This is a genomic window from Qipengyuania mesophila (assembly GCF_019711655.1).
Classification (GTDB): domain Bacteria; phylum Pseudomonadota; class Alphaproteobacteria; order Sphingomonadales; family Sphingomonadaceae; genus Qipengyuania; species Qipengyuania mesophila.
The window spans coordinates 1,658,545-1,681,660 of record NZ_JAIGNU010000001.1 but is presented as its reverse complement, the minus strand read 5'-3'; the positions used below and the strand labels follow the sequence as shown (position 1 = coordinate 1,681,660).

Here is a 23,116-nt window from a genome sequence, read left to right as displayed (position 1 = left end):
CGCCGATTGGAGAGGACACGAAACAACCCATGCCGACACAACTCGACAAGGACATCCACCGCATCACCGCTGCGGTCACTGCCCCCGGCCAGATGTTCGAGCTGACCGAAGTCACCCGCCGCGGGGTCCCCATGCCCGCGTTCAAGAACGCCCCGCCGAGCCTCGCCCACTACTTCGCGCATTTCTGCAACGAGAAGAAGGACGAGCTGTTCATCGTCGATGGCGAGATGCGGCTGACCTTCGGCGAGATCTGGCATGCCGCGAGCCATGTCGCGCACGGGCTGGCGACCATGCACGGGATCGAGAAGGGCGACCGCGTCGGCATCGCCGCGCGCAATTCGGCCAACTGGATCATCGCCTATATGGGCGTGCTGATGGCCGGCGGCTGCGCGACGCTGCTCAACGGCTGGTGGACCGGCGAGGAGCTCGCCTATGGTATCGATCTGTGCGAGTGCAAGCTGGTGCTCGCCGATCCGCAGCGCGCCGCCCGGCTCGAGGGGGTCGACCATTCGGCCCAGCTGGTCACCTTCGACCACGGCCGGCCCGCCGAAGGGCTCGCCCCGGTCTGGGCCGCGGGCGATACGGCGATGCGGATGCTCGGCGAGATCGGGCCCGACGACCTCGCGACCATTCTCTATACTTCTGGATCCACGGGCCACCCCAAGGGCGCCTATTCGGACCATCTCGGCGTGGTCTCGGGGACGATGAACTACGTCTGCCAGACGGCGATGATCCTCCAGCTGCTGACCGAGCGCGACGAGGCGCCCACCGTCCAGCCGAGCGCGCTGGTCGCGGTGCCGCTGTTCCACGTCACGGGCGAGGTCCCGCTGCTGCTGCAGAGCTTCGCGCTGGGGCGCAAGCTGGTGCTGATGCCCAAATGGGACGCGACCGAGGCGCTGCGCTTGCTCGAAGGGGAGCAGATCACCTATTTCGTCGGCGTGCCGCTGATGAGCTACGAGATCGCGGTCCATCCCGAGCGCGAGAAATACGACCTTTCGCAGTGCAAGACCTTTGCCGGCGGCGGCGCGGCGCGGCCGATCGAGCACGTCAAGAAGATCAAGGACGCCTTCCAGGACGGCTACCCCGTGCTCGGCTACGGCCTCACTGAAACCAATGGCGTGGGCGCGGGCAATCTCAACGAGAACTACCTCGCCAAGCCGAGCAGCACGGGCATGCCCTCGCTGCCGCTGGTCGACATGGCCATCCTCGACGACGACGGGCAGCCGATGGCGCAGGGCAAGGTCGGCGAGGTTTCGATCCGCTCGGTTTGCAACTTCCTAGGCTATTGGAAGAACGAGGAAGCGACCAGCGCCGCCTATTCGGACCAGGCCTATTTCCGCACGGGCGATCTCGGTTATCTCGACGAAGACAACTACCTCTTCATCGTCGACCGCAAGAAGGACATCATCATCCGCGGCGGCGAGAATATCTCGTGCATCGAGGTGGAAGAGGCGATCTACGCCCATCCAGCGGTGGCCGAATGCTCGGTCTTCGGCCTGCCCGACGAGCGCTTCGGCGAGATCCCGGCAGCGGTCTACTACACGCACGAAGGCAAGGATGTGACGGTCGAGGACCTGCAGGAATTCCTGCGCGAGCACATCGCCGCCTTCAAGGTGCCGACCGTGATGTGGAAGAGCGAAGAGCAGCTGCCGCGCCTTGGCACGCAGAAGGTCGACAAGCGCAGCGTCAAGGCGGCCTATGCCAAGGAGCATCTCGCCGCTTGAGCACCGCCCGCATTCCCCGCCAGCGTGCGATCATCAACCGCCGCCGGCTGGCCGCCGAGATCGACGCGCTGGCCGGAGAGCGGGGCGACAAGGCCCGACCCGAGATCGTCGGGCTGCTCAAGGACGCGCTCGACAGCGGGCGCGCCGAGCTTGCGCGGCGGCTCGAGGAAAAGCCCTCGGCAGGCCACGAGAACGCCGGCGGCTTCGCCTTCCTGATCGACCAGCTGATCCGCGTGATCCACGACCATGCGGTGACCCACCTCTACCCCAACGCCAATCGGTCGCAGGCCGAACGGCTCGCGATCATGGCGGTGGGGGGATACGGCCGCGCCGAAATGGCGCCGCATTCGGATGTCGACATCGCCTTTCTCGTCGGCGGCCGGAAGACCGCCTGGTGCGAACAGGTGGTCGAGGCGATGCTCTACCTGATGTGGGACCTGGGGCTCAAGGTCGGCCATTCGACGCGCACGCTCGACGAGGCGATGCGCCTGTCGAAGAGCGATCTCACCATCCGCACCTCGCTGCTCGAAGGGCGCTATGTCTGGGGCGACCAGGAGCTCTACGACGAAGGGTCGCGGCGCTACACGGCCGAGGTGGTGCACGGTAACGAGCGCCAGTTCGTCAGCGAGAAGCTGGCCGAGCGCAATGCCCGCCACAAGCGGATGGGCGACAGCCGCTATGTCGTCGAACCCAATGTGAAGGACGGCAAGGGCGGCCTGCGCGACCTCCACACGCTCTACTGGATCGGCAAGTTCATCCACCGTGTGCGCGCGGCGGCCGAACTGGTCGACGTGGGACTGTTCACCCCGGAGGAATATCGCAGTTTCCGTCGGGCGGAGAACTTCCTCCTCGCGGTTCGCAGCCACATGCATGTGGTCACCGGCCGCGCCGAGGACCGGCTAACCTTCGACCTCCAGCGCCGCATCGCCGAGCGGATGAATTTCGCCGAACGACCGGGCAAGAGCGCGGTCGAACGCTTCATGCAGTTCTATTTCCTCCAGGCGAAGCGTGTCGGCTCGCTCACCGGCGTGTTCCTCGCGCATATCGACGACCAGTTCGAGGCCAAGACCGCGCGACGCGGCTTCTTCGCCGGGTGGAAGGCGAAGGCGCGGATACTCAAGGGCTATCGCGTGTTCGGCGGCAAGATCGCAGCGCCGTCGGACGACTGGTTCCGGAAGGACCCGGTCCGGTTGATCGAGATCTTCCAGCTGGCCGAGGCCGAGGAGCTCGAGATCCATCCCGAGACGATGCGCCAGGCCAATCGCGACAGCGGGCTGATCGACGCCGCGATACGCGAGGATGCCCGCGCCAACACGCTGTTCCTCGACCTGCTGTGCGGGCGCAACGATCCCGAAACCGTGCTGCGCTGGATGAACGAGGCGGGCGTGTTCGGAAAGTTCGTGCCCGATTTCGGCAAGGTCAACGCGCAGATGCAGTTCGACATGTACCACCACTATACGGTGGACGAGCACACCATCCGTGCGATCGGCCTCCTCAACAAGATCGAGAAAGGCCAGCTCGCCGACGACCATCCGCGTGCCACCCGGCTGATCCACAAGGTCAATTCGCGGCGGGTCGCCTATGTCGCGGCGCTGCTGCACGATATCGCCAAGGGGCGCGGCGGCGACCATTCGGTGCTCGGCGCCGAAGTGGCGGAGGAGCTGTGCCCGCGCTTCGGCCTCACCGACAGCGAGACCGAGATGGTCGCCTGGCTGGTGCTCAACCACCTGCTGATGAGCCACACCGCACAGAAGCGCGACCTGACCGATCCCAAGACGATCGAGGATTTCGTCGGCCAGGTGCAGAGCGCCGAACGGCTGCGGCATCTCGCCATCCTCACCGCGGTCGACATCCGCGCGGTCGGGCCGGGCACGTGGAACAGCTGGAAGGGCCAGCTGCTCGGCGAGCTCTACGACATCTCGAGCGAGCGGCTGCGGCTCGGCCACATGCGTCACGGACGCGAGCAGAAGGTGGCGCACAAGCAGGGCGAGGTCAGGGAGATTCTCGGAGGCAAGGCCGCGCTGGTCGACGATCTCGCCAAGACCATGGGCGAGGCCTACTGGATCGCCGAGCCGATCGACATCATCGCGCTCAACCTCGTCCATTACGCGGCGGCGCGCGAGCTCGAGCACGAGCTGTCGATCCACTGCGAGTTCTACGAAGCCCGCGGAGCGACCCTGGTGACGGTGATCGCCGCCGACCACCCGGGCCTGTTCTACCGCATCGCTGGCGGCATCCATCTCGCCGGGGGCAATATCATCGACGCCCGGATCCACACCACGCGGGCCGGCTGGGCGCTCGACAACTTCCTCGTCCAGGACCCGCATGGCGAACCCTTCGCCGAAGAAGGCCAACTCGCGCGGCTCGAGCAATCGATCGCCGACGCGCTCGCCAACAGGGTCGACCTCGCACCGCGCCTCGCCCAGCGCCCGCTGACGCACAGCCGCGCGCGCGCCTTCGATGTCGCCCCGCGCGTGCTGTTCGACAACAAGGCCTCGAACCGTTTCACCGTGATCGAGGTCAACGCGCGCGATCGCCCGGCGCTGCTCAATCGCCTCGCGCGCGTGCTGTTCGAAAGTCGCCTGGTCGTCCAGTCGGCGCATGTCACCAATTACGGCGAGCGCGCGGCGGACACCTTCTACGTCACCGATCTCACTGGCGGGAAGCTCGAACCAGGCGAACGGATGAACCGGATCGAGGCGCGGCTGATGGAAGCCGCCAGCGATGCGCTGCAGGACCGGCTCGAAAACGCGTAGGAGCGTGCCCTAAGGCTTGGCGGGGCGCTCGCCGAACAGCGCGGTGCCGACGCGGACATGCGTTGCGCCGAGCTTGATCGCGGTCTGGTAGTCGCCGCTCATGCCCATGCTGCGGCCCCAGGACTCGTCTGCCAGCCCGTGGTCGCGGGCGAGTTTGTCGAGGAAGGCGAAGAAGGGCGCGGGTTCGATCTCGAAGGGCGGGATGCACATCAGTCCGGCAAGCGGGATGTCGGCGGCACGCGCCTGTTCCAGCAGCGCGGGCAGCTCTGCCACCGGGCAACCGCCCTTCTGCGGTTCCTCGCCGACATCGACCTGGACGAAGCAGGGGATGCGCCGGCCGAGCTTGTCCATCGCCTTGGCGAGCGCCTTCACCAGGCTCGGCCGGTCGAGCGAATGGATCGCGTCGAAAAGCGCCACCGCGTCCTCCGCCTTGTTCGACTGCAACTGGCCGATGAGGTGGAGCTGCACCGCCGGATGCGCCTCGCGCAGCGCAGGCCATTTGCCCTGCGCTTCCTGCACGCGGTTCTCACCGAAATGGCGCTGGCCTTGGCGCAGCAGCGGTTCGATCGCCTCGGCGTGATGCATCTTGCTGACCGCAACCAGCGTCACCTCCTCGACCTCACGCCGGGCGATCGTGCAGGCCTTGGCGATATTCGCCTGCACCTGCTGAAGCGGAGTCTCTGCCTTTTCCATCGCGCCGCGCTATAGCGTGTGCGTGACACGAGAACAGCCCTCCCTTCCCCTGCTCTGGCTGCTCAGCGATGCGCGCAACGATGCGACGATCGAAGATGCCTTGCGCACCTTGCCGCCGGGCTCGGGCTTCGTGTTCCGCCACTACCATCTCGATCCCGAGACGCGGCACGCACGCTTCGACGTGTTGGCCGACGTGGCCCGCCAATACCGCCATGTCGTGATCCTTTCCGGCCCGCAGGAGTGGGGGGCGGACGGGCACTACGGCCCTTCCGACAGCCTCGGCGCGGGACTGCGCCTCGCCACCGCGCATGATGGGGAGGAACTGCAGGCTGCAATCGCGGCGGGAGTCGACGGTATATTCCTTTCGCCCGTCTTTCCCACCGCCTCACACCCCGGCGCCGCAACGCTCGGCGTGCACGGCTTCCATGTCCTCGCCCAGCAATCGCCCGTACCGGTGATCGCGCTCGGCGGGATGACCCACGAGCGAGCGCGCGAGCTCGACTGGCCGCGCTGGGGGGCGATCGACGGACTCGCTTCGACGAAGGTCGCTTGACGCGCGACTCCCCGAGGACTCATACTGCGCGCTCTCGACGGATCAGGGGAATTTTCATGGCTACGCGCGCAGGCGCAGCACCCGATTGGCGCGCGGCCTTCCGCCGCAGCTTCCGCCGCGCCACGCATATGGCGGGGGCGGGGCTGCTGTTCGCGCTGCTCGTCTTCCTCGCGCTGGCACTGGCGAGCTACACCCAGACGGATCCAAGTTCCTCGACTGCGGCGAGCGGGGAGGACATCCGCAACTGGATGGGGGCGAGCGGCGCCTGGATCGGCGAACGCGCGCTCAACTATTTCGGCATCCCCGCGGTCTTGCTGCTGCCGCTGCTGTATATTTCCGCGCGGCGGCTGTGGAGCGGGGTCGAGCACGAGGACGAGGAAGAGACCCCTGGGCGCTGGTGGGGGCCGTTCGCGCTGTTGCTCGCGGCGATGGTCCTGCTCGGCACCGTGCTGGCGCTGGTGTTCGAGGCCACGAACAGTAGCCTTCCGGCTGGCTATGGCGGGCTTTTCGGCCAGCTTGGCGGGCTCGGGATCGAGGCGGTGGCCGACCGCTTCGGCGGCGATTTCGCCGGCTGGATCGTGCTCGCGCTGGCGCTGGTCGCGCTGGGCGGCGGCGTCGCGCTGGTCACTCGCGTCTTCGCGATCGACTGGGCCCAGTTCCTCACCCTGCCCGATTTCATCGCACGCAAGGCGCAGCTCCCCGAACTCGATCTCCCGCTGGTGCCCAAGAAGCAGAAGCGCGCCATGCTCCTCGACCAGGAGGACGATGGCGACACCGAGGCTGCACCGCCACGCGAATCGCGCCGCGCGCCCGAGATCGCCGATCCCGCGCCGCTGCCCGCGCAGTCGAAGCCGTCCAAGCCCAAGCAGCGCGACATGTTCGCGAGCTTCCAGCTGCCGAGCCACGATCTGCTCGACGACGCGCCCGAGAATGCGGCGCCCAAGCTCGACAAGATGGCGCTCGAGCGCAACGCGCGCCTGCTCGAGAACGTGCTCGACGATTTCAACGTCAAGGGCGAGATCACCGCCGTCCGCGCCGGGCCGGTGGTGACGATGTACGAGCTCGAACCCGCGCCCGGCATCAAGGCCAGCCGCGTGGTCGGCCTGGCCGAGGACATCGCGCGCAACATGAGTGCGATCAGCGCGCGCGTTTCGCCGATCCCGGGCAGGACCGTGATCGGCATCGAGCTGCCCAATGCCGACCGCCAGATGGTCAGCTACAAGCAACTCGCGCAGTCGGCGGCCTTCGTCGACCACAAGGGCAGCCTGCCGATGATCCTCGGCAAGGACATCGCGGGCGAGCCGATCGTCGCCGACCTCGCCGTCATGCCGCATCTGCTCGTCGCGGGCACCACCGGCTCGGGCAAGTCGGTCGGCCTCAACGCGATCCTGCTGTCGCTGCTCTACCGCTTCACGCCCGACGAGTGCCGATTGATCCTGATCGATCCCAAGGTGCTCGAACTCAAGACCTACGACGACATTCCGCATCTCCTCAGCCCGGTGGTGACCGAGCCGCACAAGTCGGTCCGCGCGCTCAAATGGGCGGTCGAGGAGATGGAGAAGCGCTATCGCATGATGTCGAGCGTCAATTCGCGCAACATCGCCGGCTTCAACGAGAAGATCCGCTCCGCCATCGCCAAGGGCAAGCCGCTCGGCCGCCGGGTGCAGACCGGCTTCGACCCCGAGACCGGCGAGGAGCTCTACGAGGAAGAGCAGCTCGATTACGAACCGCTGCCGCTCATCGTCCTCATCGTCGACGAACTCGCCGACCTGATGGTCACCGTGGGCAAGGAAATCGAGGTGCTGATCCAGCGCCTCAGCCAGAAGAGCCGCGCCGCGGGCATCCATTTGATCATGGCGACGCAGCGCCCCAGCGTCGACGTCATCACCGGCGTCATCAAGGCGAACCTGCCGACGCGGATCAGCTTCAAGGTCACCAGCCGGATCGACAGCCGCACCATCCTCGGCGAGCAGGGCGCCGAGCAGCTGCTGGGCAAGGGCGACATGCTCTACAAGCCCAATACCGGCGCGATGATCCGCGTCCACGGCCCCTTCGTCAGCGACGAGGAGGTCGAGCGCGTGGCCGATCACTGGCGTGCGCAGGGCAAGCCCGACTACGTCGATGCGGTCACCGAAGAACCCGAGGACGGCGGGTTCAATTTCGAGGACGAGTTCACCGCGAGCGACAATCCCGAAGAGCGCAAATACCGCCAGGCGTGCCAGATCGTGGTCGAGAACCAGAAGGCGAGCGGGTCGTGGCTGCAGCGCCAGATGGGGGTCGGCTACAACACCGCCGCAAAATGGATCGAGCGCATGGAAAGCGAAGGGCTGGTCGGCCCGGCGAACCATGTCGGTCGGCGCGAGATCTTCCGTGACCAGGACGGCAACCCGATCTGACGATGCTGCGGAAGAGGCGGGACTTTCGCGGGGCAGCCCGCTAGATCGCCCGGCGATGGCTCATACCTCAGACATTCCCGCCGACGACTGGTCCGAAGAACTCGACGACAAGCCTGGCACCGACTACGCCAAGCGGCGCCCGATCAGTCGGCTGACGGTCCTGCGCGCGATCGCCGAAGTCCGCATGTGGTGGCGCGACGGCGTCATCGCCGATCTCGACCATGTCGCGACGATCGAGCGTGTGCGCGGCGAATCGCTGCTTACCAGTCGCTATGTCTTCATGACCGCGATGAGTGCCGGGATCGCCATCCTCGGCCTGCTGCTGTCGTCACCTGCGGTGGTCATCGGCGCGATGCTGCTCTCGCCGCTGATGAACCCGATCATCGGCACCGGATTCTCGCTCGCTACCGGCGATGCCGACTGGCTGCGGCGCTGCGGCAAGGCACTCGCCGCCGGCTCGATCTTCGCAATCCTGTTCTGCGCGCTGATCGTCTTCCTTTCGCCGCTGCAGACGGTGACCGAGGAAATCGCCGCGCGCACGCGGCCCAACCTCTTCGACCTGCTGGTGGCGCTGTTTTCGGCTCTGGCGGGCTCCTATGCCGTGATCCGCGGACGCGAGGGCACCATCGTCGGCGTCGCCATCGCCACCGCATTGATGCCGCCATTGGCGGTGGTCGGCTTCGGCCTCGCGACCTTCAACTGGACCGTATTCGCCGGGGCGCTGGGCCTGTTCGTGACCAACCTCGTCACCATCGGCCTGACCGCCGCCGTCATGGCCAAGCTCTATGGTTTCGAGTCCGATGCGACGAAGCGCAAGGGCAAGCTGCAATCGCTGGTGATCCTGACGGTGTTCATCGTCATGGCCGTGCCGCTGGGATTTTCGCTGAGGACGATCGCCTGGGAGGCCAATGGCCAGCGCATCGTCAACCAGGAGGTCGCCGACGCCTTCTCCGAGCGCGCACGGGTCGACCAGCCGATCGTCAATTGGGATTCCGAACCGATCGCGGTTTCGGCGAGCGTCTTCACGCCCGAATTCAGCGCCGATGCAGACAGCGAAGTGGCCAAGCGTCTCGAGCGACGTCTGGGCCGCCCGGTGGTCGTCACGATCGACCAGTTCCAGGTGGGTACCGATCCCGGCGCCGCCGAGCAGGCCGCGCTGGCGCAGGCGCGGGCCCGCGAGGCGGCCGAGGCGAGCGAACGGCAGATCGCCAGCCTCGGCCGCAGTCTGGCGCTGATCGCCGGCGTCGATCGCCAGGACGTGCTGCTCGACCGCGACAATCGCCGCGCGCAGGCCACCGCAGCGCCGCTGGAGGGCATGGCGCTGGCGGGCTATCGAGAGCTCGAACGCAGGCTCGAACGGACCGCGCCGGGATGGACGGTGGAATTGCGACCACCACTCGTGAGCCTGCCCGAACTAGGCGTGGGCGAAGAGGGGCTCGATACGAAGAACAGCCGGAAGCTCGCCCTGATCCTCTGGGCGGCACGGCGAACCGGGCTGCGTATCACGCTCAGCGGCAGCGAGAAGGCGCTCGAGACCGTCACCGGGGCGCTCGGCGAAGAGCGGCGACGAGTCGATATGCGTGCTTCGGAAAGCGGGGACACCGTTACCGCCGCCTGGTCGACCACCGCGACCGGGCAAAATTAGCCTTCGCGGGGCGGCCTGCTCACAGGGTCCCGGCGTCGCTTCCCCGACAGGGCCGCTCGGCGCGGCGACCGTGGGCTTGCCCCGGATTGGTTGCAGTTGTAACGGGCGCCGCAGATCAAGGAGTCCTCCCCATGCTCATCGGCAGCCCCAAGGAAATCAAGAACCACGAATACCGCGTCGGCCTGACGCCCGAGAGCGCGAAAGAGCTCGTCATGCAGGGCAACGAGGTGTGGATCGAGACGCAGGCGGGCTGCGGCATCGACGCCACCGACGAGCAGTATATCGCCGCCGGTGCCAGGATCGTCGATGGTCCCGACCCGATCTTCGCCGAATGCGAAATGGTGGTGAAGGTCAAGGAACCGCAGGCGGTCGAGCGCAAGAAGCTGCGCGAGGGGCAGATCCTTTATACCTACCTCCACCTCGCACCCGATCCCGAGCAGACCAGGGACCTGGTCGACAGCGGCGTGACCGCGATCGCCTACGAGACCGTCACCGGTCCGCGCGGCCAGCTGCCGCTGCTGAAGCCGATGAGCCAGGTCGCCGGCCGCATGAGCGTGCAGGCAGGCGCCACCGCGCTCGAGAAGGCGCATGGCGGACGCGGCGTGCTGCTCGGTGGCGTACCAGGCGTGATGCCGGGCAAGGTCGTGGTGATCGGCGGCGGCGTGGTCGGCTTCAACGCCGCGCAGATGGCGGTCGGCCTCGGCGCCGATGTCACCATCCTCGACCGCGATCCCGAAGTGCTCGAAAAGGTCGGCACCCATTTCGAGGCCCGCGCGGCGACGCGCTTCTCGAATGCAGCGAATCTCTACGACGCCGTGACCACCGCCGACCTCGTGATCGGCGCAGTCCTCATCCCCGGCGCGGCCGCACCCAAGCTGGTCAGCCGCGAGATGCTCAAGGACATGCAGAAGGGCGCCGTGCTCGTCGACGTCGCGATCGACCAGGGCGGCTGCTTCGAAACCTCGAAGCCGACCACCCATGCCGATCCGACCTATGTGGTCGACGACGTGGTGCATTACTGCGTGGCGAACATGCCCGGCGCGGTGGCGCGCACCAGCACCTATGCGCTCAACAACGTCACCCTGCCGCATGCGCTGCGCATCGCGCGGCTCGGCTGGAAGGCGGCGCTCGCCACCGACCCGCACCTCGCCGAGGGGCTCAACGTGCACAAGGGCCAGGTAACCTACGAAGCCGTCGCCAGCGAACTGGGCTACGACTATCGCCCGGTCAGCGAGCTGCTCGTCTGACCGAGCTGCCTTCCCGCACCGATCCTTAATCGGCTTTTAAGTCCGTCGCGCTATCGCGAGCGCGTGGGACGGGTAGAACCAGCCATTCTTGCGCAGGCCCTGCGGGCGCTGCTGCTCGTGCTGTGCGCGACCCTTTTCGCCGTGCCTGCAACAGCCCAGCAGGGCCCGGGATTTGCCAAGGGCTCGACATGCTGGACATCGGGCGCGCAAGCACTGCGCTATGCCGAGCTTGCCGCGCATCCCGCCAAATGGACCTGCGCAGGCGACACCTACGACTGGAAGCAGCCGCGCCATTTCGTCCGGCTCGACCTGCGCGAAAAGGGCATCGATGCCAATGCCGTGCGGTATGCCGAATTCGATCGTCATGAATTCAAGCGGCTGACCGTCACGCTGATCGGCGCCGACGGGCATACGGCAAGCAGACGCTACGATTTCGACGAGGCTTGGCTCGGTCGATCGAGCCTGCGCTCGATGGTCGAACTTCCGGAGTTCCCGGGTAAGGTCGAGGCCGTCCTGTTCACACTCGACGGCGGGGATTGGCCCGAATCCCTCGCCGCCGCAAAACTCGTCGCCAGGCCTTCGGTGCCGCCCACCTCCGGCTTCGTCCATCTTGTCGCAGCGCTGATCTGCGGCCTGCTGCTCGCACCGATCCTGTTCGATCTCGGCTACTTCCGTGCCCTGCGCGAGCCTTTCCCGCTATGGCATGCGCTCTTCTGCAGCATGGCCTTCGTGCAGACCGCGGCCGTGTCGGGCCTGATCCCGCTGCTGACGCCGATCGGTTTCGAGGCAGAACTCTTCATCACCTACATGAGCCTCGACGTGATGGTGGCGGCGACCATGCTGTTCGCCAGCAATTTCATCGAACCCGAATTCATCACCCGCAGGCAACGCAGGATGCTCGTCGCCATCGCTCTCCTTGCGATCCTGAACGGGGCGCTGACGACCTTCCTGCCCGAACTGTTCGGGGAGTGGATCGATCACTTCTATTTCGGCGCCTACATGCTGATGCTGGGAACCTACTTCGCCATCCTGTCGCACGCGCGCCGCGCGGGTAGCCGGATGGCGTCCTACCTCATCTTCGGCTTTGCACCCTTCTCTTCGATCATTGTCCTGCAGTTCGTCGGCGTCTTCATCACCGATGCCCTCTATGCCTTCGACGAAACCTGGCCGCAGAACTTCGCCCTGCTGTTCGAGGTCGTAGCGACGGCGCTCGCGGTTGCGGACCGCTTCATTGCGATCAAGCGCGAACGCGACCAGGCGATCGACGATGCGCGCATCCTGGAAAAGCTGAGCGAGCGCGACGAGTTGACCGGCCTGCGCAACCGGCGGTCGCTGGATGCGCGGTTCGAAGAGCTCGTTGCCGACGGCTTCCACACCATCGCGGTGCTCGACATCGATCACTTCAAGCCGATCAACGACCTCTACGGCCACCCTTTCGGCGATGACGTGCTGGTGTGCGCGGCGGCCGCGCTGCGAGCCCGGGACGACGACGATATCGTCGCCTTCCGCATCGGCGGCGAGGAATTCCTGCTGATGTTGCGCGGTCAGGATGCGGTCGCCCGCGCCGAAGCGCGCCGCCGCGCCATCACCGCGCGCACAATGTCGGCCATGGAAGGGCTGGACCGGCCGGTCACGGCGAGCATGGGCGTTCTGGATTTCTCGGCCGTGGCCGGCGAACCAGGGCTCGACTTCTGGACGCTCTACACCCGTGCGGACCAGCTTCTGTACGATGCCAAATGCGCCGGCCGGAACCGGACCCGCAGCGACACGCTCGACTGGTTCGTGCCCGAAGCGGCCGAAGGCCAGTCAGCCGCCGCCTAGGAAACGAAGGGCGCCAGCACTTCCGGCCGGACGCGGACCAGCCTCCCCGAGGCCCGATCGAGCATGGCCCAGGTCGTCGCCGCGCTGACGATGACCTTGCCCGCCGCGTCGCGGAAATCGACGCGGCGGAGCGAGGTCGCACCGCGCGCGGGGCCCTCGATCCAGGTTGCACCGGTGACGCATTCGCCCTCGTCGATATTGCCGCGATAGTCGATCTCGTGACGGGTCACGACCCAGAAGAAGGCGGCGCGATCGTCGGGACGCGCCACTGCATCCCAATGCGCCGTGGCCATGTCCTGGATCCACTGCACCCAGACCGCATTGTTGACGTGGCCGAGCTCGTCGATGTGCTCGGCGCGGGCGGTGAAAGCGCGGGTGAAGGTAATTGCCATGACGTCAATACCAGATCGAAGTCGGCAGGAATGGAAGGGCAAAAATCGGGATGGCTGCGATTGACCAGCGTTTCCAAAATAAGATTCCGGCGAGGCACCATGCGATGAGACCAGTTGTCGCGATGGGCGCAAGGATGGGCATATAGCTCTTGTCCAAGAGCGACACTGTTCCGAACAGCACCATGCCAGCCGCAAGAAGCGCGACAACCAGCATGATCTTGCCAATCAAAGCCTTCATTCCGCGCGTCCCACTTCCAGCTGCCACAGCACGAAGGCGACCTCTTCGGCGGTCTCGCGAATGCTCTCGAACCGTCCCGACTTGCCCCCGTGCCCGGCGCCCATGTTGGTCTTCAGCAGCAGCTCGTTTCCGTCGGTCTTCAGCTCGCGCAGCTTGGCGACCCACTTCGCGGGCTCCCAATAGGTCACGCGCGGGTCGTTGAGGCCCGCTGTCACCAGCATCGGCGGATAGTCCTGCGCCACCACCTGGTCATAGGGCGAGTAGCTGAGGATATAGGCGAAGGCCTGCTTCGACAGGATCGGATTGCCCCATTCGGGCCACTCGCCCGGGGTCAGCGGCAGTTCGGCATCGAGCATGGTGGCGAGCACGTCGACGAAGGGCACATGCGCCACCACCGCTCCCCACAGGCCGGGATCGGTGTTGGCGACCACGCCCATCAGCTCGCCGCCCGCCGAACCGCCCGAAATGCTGATCCTGCCCGGCTCGGTATAGCCCTTCGCCGCGAGCCCTTTCGCCACGTCGACGAAATCGGTGAAGGTGTTCACCCGCTCGTTGAGCTTGCCCTGGAGGTACCAGTTGCGCCCCAGATCGTCGCCGCCGCGGATATGCGCGATGGCATAGGCGAATCCGCGATCGACGAGGCTCAGCCGCGTGGTCGAAAAGCCTGGCGGGACGGCATAGCCATAGGCGCCATAGGCATAGAGATGCAGCGGCCCCGGCCCGGCGGCGCGGTCCTTGCGCATCACCACGCTGACCGGAATCATCGTCCCGTCGCGCGCCGCGATCTCGAGCCGCTCGGTGACATAGAGCGAGGGATCGTAGCCGCTGGGGATTTCCTGCTGCTTGAGCAGTTCCAACTCGCCGCTTTCGACATGGTAGTCGTAGACCGAATCGGGCGTGACCATGCTCTGGTAGGAGAGCCGCAGCTTTTCCTGGTGGTATTCGGGATTGTCGGTCAGCCCGGCGGTGAAGCTCGCCTCGGCGAAGGCGATCGGCTTGACCAGATTGGGATCGGCGTAGGAGCGCAGCTGGATCTGGTCGAGACCCTTGATCCGCCCTTCGGTGACATAGAAGTCACGGTAGAGCTCGAAGCCGTCGAGGTAGAAGTCGTCCGACCCCTCGATCAGCGTTGCCCATGTGCCCGGATCGTCGAGCGAGGCAGTCGCCAGCCGGAAATTGACGTGCTCGTCATTGGTATGGACCCACAGCGTGGTCTTGCCGCCGTCGGTGCGCAGGTCGACATCGTATTCGACGCCCTTCTCGCGCCGCCTGACAAGGATCGGGGCCGAGGTCGGGTCGTTCGCCGGGACCAGCCGGACTTCGCTGGTCTCGTTGTCGCCGGTGGCGATGACCAGCCAGTCTTCCTGGGCGGAGAGGCCCGCGCCGACACGGAAACCCTCGTCCTCGGTCTCGCGGTAGAGTTCGACGTCTTCGGCCGGCGCGGTGCCGAGCACGTGGAGCGTGGCATCGTGGACGCGCCAGTGGTCGTCGGCGAGGCCGTAGACCAGCGCGCGATCGTCCATCACCCAGACGAGGCCCGACAGCGTGCCGGGAATCTCGTCGGGAAGGTGTTCGCCCGTTTCGAGGTCCTTGATCCGCGCGGTGAAGCGCTCCGATCCGTTGGTATCGACCGAATAGGCGAGCAGCTTTCCGTTCTTCGAGACCGAGAAGCTGCCGAGGCGGAAATAGTCGTGCCCTTCGGCGAGCGCGTTCTCGTCGAGGATCAGCTGCGCCTCGCCCCCGCCCACCGGCTTGCGATAGTATTTGCGATATTCGGCACCCTGTTCGAATTCGGACCAGTAGAGCCAGTCGCCATCCTTCTGCGGAACGGTCGAATCGTCTTCCTTGATGCGCGCCTTCATCTCGGTGAACAGCGTCTCGACCAGCTCCTTGTGCGGCGCCATCCGCGCTTCGAACCAGGCATTCTCGGCCTCGAGATGCGCGAGCACCTGCTTGTCGGTCACTTCGGGATAGCCGGGATCGCGCAGCCAGGCATAGGGATCGGCGATGGTCACGCCGTGGTGCGCATAGGAAAAGTCGCGTTTCTCGGCCCGGGGCGGCGTGGTCGGCAGGGCGGCGGGGCGGCTCGTCGAAATGGGGAAACTCCTGAGCTTGGCAACGGGTGGAAAAGGGCGGCCAAGGGGCCTAAGTGGGGCGCATGACTATGCGCGCCCCGATCTAAGATGGCAGGGGGTGCGCCGCAAGCGCCGGGACCAAGGCCCGCGCCACCACAGGATACAAAGGATACCCGCCCATGCTGATGCAGACCTATGAAGCCCGCCTAGACGGATTGCGCAAGGAACTGGGCAAGCGCGGGCTCGACGGCTTCGTCATCCCGATCTCCGACGAGCACATGAGCGAATATGTCGGCTCCTACGCCCAGCGCCTCAAATGGCTGACCGGCTTCGGTGGCAGCGCGGGGAGCGCCGCGGTACTCAAGGACCGGGCGGCGATGTTCACCGACGGCCGCTATACGGTGCAGGTGCGCGAGCAGGTCGACGGCAAGCTCTACGATTACGAGGACGTCCCCGCCACTTCGCCTGCGAAGTGGATTGCAGAGCACGCGCCCGAGGGTGCGAAGATCGGCTACGACGCCTGGCTCCACGGCATCGGCTGGGCCGAGGATGCGGAGAAGTTCTTCGCGAAGAAGGGCATCGAGCTGGTCCCGGTCGACGGCAATCCGATCGACGCGATCTGGGACGACCGCCCGCAGGCCTCGCTCGCCGTGGCGGTACCGCATGCCGACGAACACGCCGGCCGCTCGAGCGCCGACAAGCGCGCCGAAGTGGCCGACTGGCTCAAGCGCGAAGGCTATGACGCGACCGTCATCAGCGCGCTCGATTCGGTCGCCTGGCTGCTGAACATGCGCGGCGAGGACGTCGACAACACCCCCGTGGCACTGTCCTATGTCCTCGCGCATGCCGACGGCACCGCCGAACTGTTCATCGCTCCCGAGAAGGTCACCCCCGCGCTGACCCAGCATCTCGGCAATGCAGTGACCGTGCGCGACCGCGCTGACTTCGTGCCCGCGCTCGAGAAGCTCGCCGGCAAGAGCGTGGCGGTCGATCCGAACCATGCGGTGGCGGGCATCTTCCATGCGCTCGAAGCGGGCGGCGCGAAGGTCGTGCGGACCGACGATCCGACCGTCCTGCCCAAGGCGATCAAGAACCCCGCCGAGCAGCAGGGCCACCGCGACGCGCAGGCGCGCGACGGCGCGGCGGTGTCGCGCTTCTTGCGCTGGCTCAGCATCGAAGCGCCCAAGGGCGGGGTGGACGAGCTGACCGCCGCGGCCAAGCTGCGCGAATTCCGCGAAGCATCGGGCGTGCTCAAGGACGCGAGCTTCGACACCATCAGCGCTGCCGGCCCGCATGCCGCGCTGCCGCATTACAAGGTCGACGAAGACAGCAATATCGAGATCCCGCCGTCCTCGATCTACCTCGTCGATTCGGGCGGCCAGTATCTCGACGGCACCACCGATATCACCCGCACCGTGTGGGTCGGCCCGGGCGAGCCGAGCGCCGAGATGGTCGAGCGCAACACGCGTGTGCTCAAGGGCCACATCCAGCTCGACATGCAGAAATTCCCCGACCGCACCAGTGGCGGCGCGCTCGACGCGCTGGCCCGCATGCATCTGTGGAACGGCGGGGTCGATTACGGCCACGGCACCGGCCACGGCGTCGGCAGCTTCCTCTCGGTCCACGAAGGGCCGCAGCGCATCTCCAAGCCCGGCGGCGCCTTCCCCGGCACCGAGACGCCGCTGCGCGAAGGTATGATCCTCTCGAACGAGCCCGGCTATTACAAGCAGGGCCATTACGGCATCCGCATCGAGAACCTCGTGCTCGTCGTGCCGGCAGGGATCGAGAGCGAGGGCGACTATCTCGGCTTCGAGACGCTGACCTTCGTCCCGCTCGACCGCAGGCTGGTCGACAAGGGCCTGCTCTCGCCCGCCGAGATCGACTGGTGGAACAGCTACCACGCCAAGGTGTGGGACATCCTCTCGCCCCAGCTCGAGGGCGAGGACCTCGCCTGGCTGAAGGCCGAATGCGCGCCCTTGTAGGACCGCCCTTGTTCCCGTAATGTTCCTGACGACTCGCGAGCGATCGCGAGTCGCGACGAAGGAGCATTGCCATGATCGGATACGTCACCCTCGGGTCCAACGACCTCGAGCGTTCTGCCAAGTTCTACGACCCGCTGGCCGCCGAGATGGGCGTCGGGCGGATGATGGAATTCGAAAGCTTCATCGCCTGGGGCGCGATGGGCTGCGCGCCCGGCATCGCCGCGACCAAGCCGTTCGACGGCAAGGAAGCGACTGTCGGTAACGGCACCATGGTCGCGCTCGAGGCCAAGGACCGCGACCAGGTGAAGCGACTCTACGACATCGCGCTCGCCAATGGCGGGAGCTGCGAAGGCGAACCGGGCCCGCGCGGCGAGCCGGACGAGAACGGCATGGTCTTCTATGCCGCCTATTTCCGCGATCCTGACGGCAACAAGCTCAATGCCTTCCTGATGGACAAGGTGGCCTGATGGGCCAGCCGCGCCGCCTCGCCGAAAGTTTCGTCCACCTCGGGCTCGGCGCCACCGCCGTGCCGCAGCCTCCTTTCGACGGGGTGGAGTGGTACGAAGCCTATGGCGAGCGGCACGGCGCCGACGGGCGCGAGGGGCGGCTGGTCAGCCAGCACAGCTTCACCGAGGACTGGCCGAGCTGGGAGATGCATCCGCTGGGCGACGAGGTGGTGATCTGCATCGCCGGCACGATGGTGCTGACGCAGGAATTCCCCGATGGCCGGCGCGACACGGTGACGCTCGCCGCCGGCGACTACGCGGTGAACCCGCCGGGGGTATGGCATATTGCCGATATCGCGGACCGGGCCACCGCCATCTTCATCACCGCGGGCGAAGGCACCGAGCACCGGCCCCGCTGACTTTCGCGCGGGTGAATGGCCCGGCCTGAACGCGACAAAGCATTACAATTCAGGCCAAGTTCGGGATATTGTTGCGACATTACAGCCCTAGACAGGGGGCACGAGTTGCGGCGGGCCTCACATGTTCCTCCCCTCAGACCCTGGGTCCGTCGCAGCTCTCCAGATTTTGGAGACACGCAATGAACAAGACTTTCCTCACCCTTTCCGCTGCGGCGCTGGCGCTGACCGGTACGGCCGCGCTCGCCCGCCATCACGGCGAGCATCCCGACCCCGATGCCAATGGCGACGGGATCGTGACTCTCGACGAGGTCCGCGCGCAGGCCGCTGAAGGCTTCACCAAGATGGACGCCAATGGCGACGGCGTGCTCGATGCCGCCGACCGCGAGGCCCGCGGCGCCGAGATGTTCGCCAAGGCCGATACCAATGGCGACGGCGAGCTCTCGCAGGCCGAAATGAAGGCCCTGCACGAGGCGCGCATGCAGCGCCGCGAAGAGCGCCGCGAGGAACGCCGCGAGGCGCGCGCCGAACGCCGCGGCGATCGCATGGCCGAGCATTTCGCCAGCATGGATACCGACAAGAGCGGTGGTCTTTCGCCCGCCGAAATGAAGGCGATGCATCAAGCCCGCGGCGAACGCGGCCCGCGCGGCGAAGGCAAGCGCGGCCACCGCGGCATGCGCGGCGGTCCCGGCGGCCCCGGCCACATGATGGCGCGCATGGCCGACACCGACGGCGACCAGTCGATCACCCGCGCCGAATTCGACGCAGCGGTCGCAGCCCACTTCGCCAAGCTCGACAGCGACGGCGACGGCAAGGCCACCGAGGCCGAGCGCAAGGCCGCCCGTGAAGCGATGCGCGCCGAGTGGAAAGCCCGACGCGATACGCAGCGCGGCGAGTAAGCGCTTGATCCGGCACTGGGGCGGGCGGTAGGCCCGGGTACAGACAGACCATGACCACGCCCGCCCCCGTTTCCATCCTGCTCGTCGACGACGAGCGCTCGCTGCGCGAGCCCCTGGCGGAATATCTCACCCGCCAGGGGTTCGCCGTACAAGACGCCGAGAGCGCCGCCGCCGCGCGCACGCTGCTCGCGCGCGAGACGCCCGACATCGTCCTGCTCGACATCATGATGCCGGGCGAGGACGGGCTCTCGCTGTGCCGTCACCTGGTCGAGACGCGCCGCCTGCCGGTGATCCTGCTCACCGCCCGGAGCGAGGCGATGGATCGGATCATAGGGCTCGAGATCGGCGCCGACGACTATGTCACCAAGCCCTTCGAACCGCGCGAACTGGTGGCGCGCATCCGGTCTGTGCTGCGCCGCGCCGAGCGCCCCGGCCCCGCGCCTTCGGAAGAACTGCTCTACGAATTCGAGGGCTGGCGGCTCGATCCGCTCAAGCGCCGCCTGATCGATCCCGAAGGCGCACTGGTGCCGATCTCGACCGCCGAATTCCGCATGTTGCGCGCCTTTTGCGATCATCCCCGCCAGGTGCTCGACCGCGACCGCTTGCTCGACCTGGTCCAGGGCCGCGAGGCGCATCTGTTCGATCGCGCGGTCGACAACCAGGTCAGCCGCCTGCGCCGCAAGATCGAGAGCGACAGCCGCAATCCCCATTACATCCAGACCGTGCGTGGCGGCGGTTACCGGTTCGGTGCCGAGGTCACCCGCGCGACGCGCGACGGCGACAGCTGATGCGCCTCGGCCCGCGCAGCCTGCTCGGGCAGGTCATGCTGGCGCTGGCCGCCGCGCTGCTGATCGCGCAGGCGATCTCGGCTGGCATGCTCTATCGTGCGGCCAACGAGCGGCGCGAGCTCGCCTTCATGAACGCCGCCGCCTTCCAGCTGCTGTCGGGCACGCGAAACGACGACCGGCGCGGTCGCCGCGACCGTCCCCCACCGCGTCACCGGCCGCGCGAGGAAGAGAGCGGCCTGCGGCTGCCGCGCAGCTTCCGCTACGCCGAGACCCTCGCCTTTCCGCTGCCCGACGACGCTCCGCGCGACGAGCGCCGCGAGGCCGTGCTCGAAACCCTGCTCGAGGAGCAGGGAATGGCGGTGGAGAGCATCGCCATCACCATCCGACCGCTGGCAAGGGAACCGGGCATCGGGCAAGCGATCCGGAATGACGGAACGCTGCGACGGGCGCGGCAGGGCCTCCCGCGCGATCTCATGGTCGTCGCGCTCAAGCAGCAGGACGCCGACGTCTGGCAGGTGGCCCGCCTGCCGGTTCCTCCGCCCGATCGCGCCGTGTTGCGCACGCTCGTCTTGCAGACCGTGATCCTCTTCGCGGTGCTCGTCGGGCTGCTCTATCTCGTCCTCCGGCGCATCACCCACCCGCTCGACGCGCTGGCCGTGCGCACGCGGCGCTTTGCCGGATCGGGTTCGGCCGAACCGCCATTGCCCGCTTCGGGCCCCGACGACGTGCGCAAGCTGATCGAGGCGCATAATGCGATGCAGGCGCGGATCGTCTCTATGCTCGACGAGAAGGACGTCATGCTCGGTGCCATCGGGCACGATCTCAAGACCCCGCTCGCCGCGCTGCGCGTGCGCATCGAGAGCGTCGAGAACGAGGCCGTGCGCGCGCGGATGGCGACGAGCATCGAGGACATCACGCAGACGCTCGACGAGATCCTCGCGCTCGCACGTGTGGGCCGCAACGACACGCCGGCGGAGATGACCGAACTCGGCGCGCTCGCCGCCTCGGTGGTCGAGGAATTCGAGGACATGGGCCGCCCGGTGACGCTGGCGATGCAGGGGCGCGTCGCCGCCCCGGTCCATCTGACCTGGCTCAAGCGCGGACTGCGCAATCTCATCACCAATGCGCTGCGCTATGCCGGCACCGCGCGGGTCGAGGTGCTGCGCGCCGACGGCATGGCGATCCTCCGCGTCGACGACGACGGACCCGGGATTGCCGAGCACCGCATCCACGAGATGCTCGAGCCCTTCACCCGCGGCGAGGCGAGCCGCAACCGCGCCACCGGCGGCTCGGGCCTCGGGCTGACGCTGGCCCGCGCGGTGGCCGAGCAGCACGGCGGCATGCTGGTGCTCGCCAACCGCCGCGAGGGCGGCCTGCGCGCGGAGTTCCGGATTCCGTTGTAGTCACGCGAGCGGGACCGGCCCGCACCCCCACCCGGCAACCCGATCAGGATATTGTCATGGGTGGCCGGGCGGGGGTGCGGGCTGGCGCCGCGATGGGTAGATCAGCGCATCAGCCCGCCGATGATGTTGCGCACGAAGGCGTTGAGGCCGGTCCGCACCGGGTCGGCGCTCGACTTCTTGCCCAGCACGCTCGCAACGGCGATCGATGACAGCGAGCCAGCGGCGGCGGTGGCCGCAGCCTTGCCGGCCCTGGTCCACATCGAGGTGGTCTTGCGCGGCCGCTTGGCGACTTCCTCGCGCCCCTTTTCCGCGACCTCCTCGGCGGTGGCGGCGGCATCGGCGGCCTTCTGCGCGAGCACTTCCTCGGCGCTCTCGCGATCGACGGCGGTGTCGTATTTGCCGTCGAGATCGCTCACCGAATTGATGATCTTGCGCTCCTTTTCGGTCACCGGGCCGAGCCGCGAACGCGGCGGCTTGATCAGCGTGCGCTGGACCACGGTGGGCGCGCCGTCTTCGTCGAGCGTCGAGACCAGCGCCTCGCCGACCTTGAGTTCGGTGATCGCCTGCGCGACATCGAGATCGGGGTTGATGCGGAAGGTTTCCGCTGCCGCCTTGATCGCACGCTGGTCGCGCGGGGTGAAGGCACGCAGCGCATGCTGCACGCGGTTGCCCAGCTGGCCGGCGATCTTCTCGGGAATATCTATCGGATTCTGGGTGACGAAATAGACCCCGACGCCTTTCGAGCGAATCAGCCGGACGACCTGTTCGACCTTGTCCTCGAGCGCCTGGGGAGCATCGTCGAACAGCAGGTGCGCCTCGTCGAAGAAGAACACCAGCCTGGGCTTCTCCGGGTCGCCCACCTCGGGCAGGCTCTCGAACAGCTCGGCGAGCAGCCACAGCAGGAAGGTCGCGTAGAGCTTGGGCCCGCGCATCAGCCTGTCGGCGGCGAGCACGTTGATCACCCCGCGCCCCTGTTCGTCGACGGCGAGGAAATCGTCGATCTCGAGCGCGGGTTCGCCGAAGAACAGGTCGGCGCCCTGGCTCTCGAAGCTCAGCAGCTGGCGCTGGATCGCGCCGACGCTGGCCTTGGTGACATTGCCGTATTTGCCCGACAGTTCGGCGGCATGTTCGGCCGTGTGCGCAAGCATCGCCTGCAAATCACCGAGGTCGAGCAGCAGCAGCCCCTGTTCGTCGGCGAAGCGGAAGACGATGTTGAGCACGCCCTCCTGCGTCTCGTTGAGATCGAGCAGGCGCGCGAGCAGCAGCGGGCCCATCTCCGAGATCGTAGTGCGGATGGGAAAGCCCTGCTCGCCGTAGAGGTCCCAGAAGACCGCAGCGTTGTCGGAATAGGCATAATCCTCCATGCCCAGTTCGCGCGCGCGGCCCTCGAGCTTGTCGGCGTGCTTGAACTGCGGCGATCCGGCCATCGAGATGCCCGCAAGATCGCCCTTCACGTCGGCGACGAAGACCGGGACGCCGGCGGCGGAGAAGCTCTCGGCGAGCCCCTGCAGCGTCACCGTCTTGCCCGTGCCGGTGGCGCCCGCGATCAGCCCGTGGCGGTTGGCCTGACCCAGCCGCAGCACCTGCCTCTCGCCATTCGCGCCCAGTCCGAGGAAAATCTCGCTCATCGTCCCGCCCGCTC

Annotated in this window: 18 protein-coding genes; 13 read left to right on the top strand and 5 right to left on the bottom strand. The window is 67.0% G+C overall.

Annotated elements, in window-relative coordinates:
• The first annotated feature begins 29 nt into the window (after nucleotides 1-29).
• On the top strand, nucleotides 30-1,724 hold the full coding sequence (locus K3181_RS08425; RefSeq protein ID WP_221602547.1) for a class I adenylate-forming enzyme family protein: 1,695 nt from the start codon (nucleotides 30-32) through the stop codon (nucleotides 1,722-1,724).
• Nucleotides 1,721-4,480 carry a [protein-PII] uridylyltransferase gene (locus tag K3181_RS08420; protein WP_221602546.1) on the top strand — a complete coding sequence of 920 codons (2,760 nt, stop codon included), beginning with the start codon at nucleotides 1,721-1,723 and terminating at the stop codon, nucleotides 4,478-4,480. The genes K3181_RS08425 and K3181_RS08420 overlap by 4 nt, the downstream gene beginning before the upstream one ends.
• A gap of 9 nt (nucleotides 4,481-4,489) precedes the next feature.
• On the opposite strand, the gene K3181_RS08415 is transcribed toward K3181_RS08420, so the two are convergent.
• On the bottom strand, nucleotides 4,490-5,173 hold the full coding sequence (locus tag K3181_RS08415; protein ID WP_221602545.1) for a YggS family pyridoxal phosphate-dependent enzyme: 684 nt from the start codon (nucleotides 5,171-5,173) through the stop codon (nucleotides 4,490-4,492).
• A 22-nt stretch (nucleotides 5,174-5,195) separates the two neighbouring features.
• Here K3181_RS08415 and K3181_RS08410 point away from each other — a divergent pair, with 22 nt between their 5' ends.
• The 5 genes from K3181_RS08410 (at nucleotide 5,196) to K3181_RS08390 (ending at nucleotide 12,835) form a co-directional block, all read left to right on the top strand.
• Complete coding sequence (locus K3181_RS08410; RefSeq protein WP_345725464.1) at nucleotides 5,196-5,726, top strand: thiamine phosphate synthase; 531 nt, start codon at nucleotides 5,196-5,198, stop codon at nucleotides 5,724-5,726.
• Between the two features lie 56 nt (nucleotides 5,727-5,782).
• Nucleotides 5,783-8,122, top strand: a complete 2,340-nt coding sequence (locus K3181_RS08405) for an FtsK/SpoIIIE family DNA translocase (protein WP_221602544.1) — start codon at nucleotides 5,783-5,785, stop codon at nucleotides 8,120-8,122.
• Between the two features lie 55 nt (nucleotides 8,123-8,177).
• Complete coding sequence (locus tag K3181_RS08400) at nucleotides 8,178-9,767, top strand: DUF389 domain-containing protein (protein WP_221602543.1); 1,590 nt, start codon at nucleotides 8,178-8,180, stop codon at nucleotides 9,765-9,767.
• 131 nt (nucleotides 9,768-9,898) lie between these two features.
• Nucleotides 9,899-11,014, top strand: a complete 1,116-nt coding sequence (gene ald / locus K3181_RS08395; protein ID WP_221602542.1) for an alanine dehydrogenase — start codon at nucleotides 9,899-9,901, stop codon at nucleotides 11,012-11,014.
• 63 nt (nucleotides 11,015-11,077) lie between these two features.
• On the top strand, nucleotides 11,078-12,835 hold the full coding sequence (locus tag K3181_RS08390; RefSeq protein ID WP_221602541.1) for a sensor domain-containing diguanylate cyclase: 1,758 nt from the start codon (nucleotides 11,078-11,080) through the stop codon (nucleotides 12,833-12,835).
• Here K3181_RS08390 and K3181_RS08385 read toward each other — a convergent pair.
• From K3181_RS08385 to K3181_RS08375, 3 genes are read right to left on the bottom strand one after another with little or no spacing between them, the layout of a single operon-like run.
• Nucleotides 12,832-13,227 carry an acyl-CoA thioesterase gene (locus tag K3181_RS08385; protein ID WP_221602540.1) on the bottom strand — a complete coding sequence of 132 codons (396 nt, stop codon included), beginning with the start codon at nucleotides 13,225-13,227 and terminating at the stop codon, nucleotides 12,832-12,834. The two genes, K3181_RS08390 and K3181_RS08385, sit on opposite strands and share 4 nt — an antisense overlap.
• Nucleotides 13,228-13,231: 4 nt before the next feature.
• Nucleotides 13,232-13,465: a hypothetical protein gene (locus K3181_RS08380; RefSeq protein WP_221602539.1), complete on the bottom strand. Its 234-nt coding sequence runs from the start codon at nucleotides 13,463-13,465 to the stop codon at nucleotides 13,232-13,234.
• The gene (locus tag K3181_RS08375) at nucleotides 13,462-15,561 is read right to left on the bottom strand and encodes a S9 family peptidase (protein ID WP_221602885.1); all 2,100 of its coding nucleotides are present in this window, start codon (nucleotides 15,559-15,561) and stop codon (nucleotides 13,462-13,464) included. The genes K3181_RS08380 and K3181_RS08375 overlap by 4 nt, the downstream gene beginning before the upstream one ends.
• 158 nt (nucleotides 15,562-15,719) lie before the next feature.
• Between K3181_RS08375 and K3181_RS08370 the strand changes: the two genes are divergently transcribed.
• The 6 genes from K3181_RS08370 (at nucleotide 15,720) to K3181_RS08345 (ending at nucleotide 21,474) form a co-directional block, all read left to right on the top strand.
• Entirely contained in the window at nucleotides 15,720-17,522 is a 1,803-nt protein-coding gene (locus K3181_RS08370; RefSeq protein WP_221602538.1) for an aminopeptidase P family protein, read from the top strand.
• A gap of 71 nt (nucleotides 17,523-17,593) precedes the next feature.
• Nucleotides 17,594-17,989, top strand: coding sequence for a VOC family protein (locus K3181_RS08365; RefSeq protein WP_221602537.1), 396 nt, complete (start codon nucleotides 17,594-17,596; stop codon nucleotides 17,987-17,989).
• Entirely contained in the window at nucleotides 17,989-18,387 is a 399-nt protein-coding gene (locus K3181_RS08360; protein WP_221602536.1) for a cupin domain-containing protein, read from the top strand. Before K3181_RS08365 ends, K3181_RS08360 begins: the two co-directional genes overlap by 1 nt.
• Nucleotides 18,388-18,566: 179 nt before the next feature.
• Nucleotides 18,567-19,283, top strand: coding sequence for an EF-hand domain-containing protein (locus tag K3181_RS08355; protein WP_221602535.1), 717 nt, complete (start codon nucleotides 18,567-18,569; stop codon nucleotides 19,281-19,283).
• 50 nt (nucleotides 19,284-19,333) lie between these two features.
• Nucleotides 19,334-20,071 carry a response regulator gene (locus K3181_RS08350; RefSeq protein ID WP_221602534.1) on the top strand — a complete coding sequence of 246 codons (738 nt, stop codon included), beginning with the start codon at nucleotides 19,334-19,336 and terminating at the stop codon, nucleotides 20,069-20,071.
• Nucleotides 20,071-21,474 (top strand): ATP-binding protein, encoded by a 1,404-nt coding sequence (locus K3181_RS08345; protein ID WP_221602533.1) that lies wholly within the window; start codon nucleotides 20,071-20,073, stop codon nucleotides 21,472-21,474. Before K3181_RS08350 ends, K3181_RS08345 begins: the two co-directional genes overlap by 1 nt.
• Nucleotides 21,475-21,575: 101 nt before the next feature.
• Here K3181_RS08345 and K3181_RS08340 read toward each other — a convergent pair whose 3' ends face one another.
• Nucleotides 21,576-23,102 carry a helicase HerA-like domain-containing protein gene (locus K3181_RS08340; protein ID WP_221602532.1) on the bottom strand — a complete coding sequence of 509 codons (1,527 nt, stop codon included), beginning with the start codon at nucleotides 23,100-23,102 and terminating at the stop codon, nucleotides 21,576-21,578.
• Nucleotides 23,103-23,116: the final 14 nt, after the last annotated feature.

What these genes read in the sequence shown, in the direction of transcription:
- K3181_RS08415 (WP_221602545.1), bottom strand. Translation starts at nt 5,173, where the DNA reads ATGGAAAAGGCAGAGACTCCGCTTCAGCAGGTGCAGGCGAATATCGCC.
- K3181_RS08400 (WP_221602543.1), top strand. Translation starts at nt 8,178, where the DNA reads ATGGCTCATACCTCAGACATTCCCGCCGACGACTGGTCCGAAGAACTC.
- K3181_RS08425 (WP_221602547.1), top strand. Translation starts at nt 30, where the DNA reads ATGCCGACACAACTCGACAAGGACATCCACCGCATCACCGCTGCGGTC.
- K3181_RS08355 (WP_221602535.1), top strand. Translation starts at nt 18,567, where the DNA reads ATGAACAAGACTTTCCTCACCCTTTCCGCTGCGGCGCTGGCGCTGACC.
- K3181_RS08360 (WP_221602536.1), top strand. Translation starts at nt 17,989, where the DNA reads ATGGGCCAGCCGCGCCGCCTCGCCGAAAGTTTCGTCCACCTCGGGCTC.
- K3181_RS08350 (WP_221602534.1), top strand. Translation starts at nt 19,334, where the DNA reads ATGACCACGCCCGCCCCCGTTTCCATCCTGCTCGTCGACGACGAGCGC.
- K3181_RS08370 (WP_221602538.1), top strand. Translation starts at nt 15,720, where the DNA reads ATGCTGATGCAGACCTATGAAGCCCGCCTAGACGGATTGCGCAAGGAA.
- K3181_RS08380 (WP_221602539.1), bottom strand. Translation starts at nt 13,465, where the DNA reads ATGAAGGCTTTGATTGGCAAGATCATGCTGGTTGTCGCGCTTCTTGCG.
- K3181_RS08340 (WP_221602532.1), bottom strand. Translation starts at nt 23,102, where the DNA reads ATGAGCGAGATTTTCCTCGGACTGGGCGCGAATGGCGAGAGGCAGGTG.
- K3181_RS08405 (WP_221602544.1), top strand. Translation starts at nt 5,783, where the DNA reads ATGGCTACGCGCGCAGGCGCAGCACCCGATTGGCGCGCGGCCTTCCGC.
- ald (WP_221602542.1), top strand. Translation starts at nt 9,899, where the DNA reads ATGCTCATCGGCAGCCCCAAGGAAATCAAGAACCACGAATACCGCGTC.
- K3181_RS08385 (WP_221602540.1), bottom strand. Translation starts at nt 13,227, where the DNA reads ATGGCAATTACCTTCACCCGCGCTTTCACCGCCCGCGCCGAGCACATC.
- K3181_RS08345 (WP_221602533.1), top strand. Translation starts at nt 20,071, where the DNA reads ATGCGCCTCGGCCCGCGCAGCCTGCTCGGGCAGGTCATGCTGGCGCTG.
- K3181_RS08365 (WP_221602537.1), top strand. Translation starts at nt 17,594, where the DNA reads ATGATCGGATACGTCACCCTCGGGTCCAACGACCTCGAGCGTTCTGCC.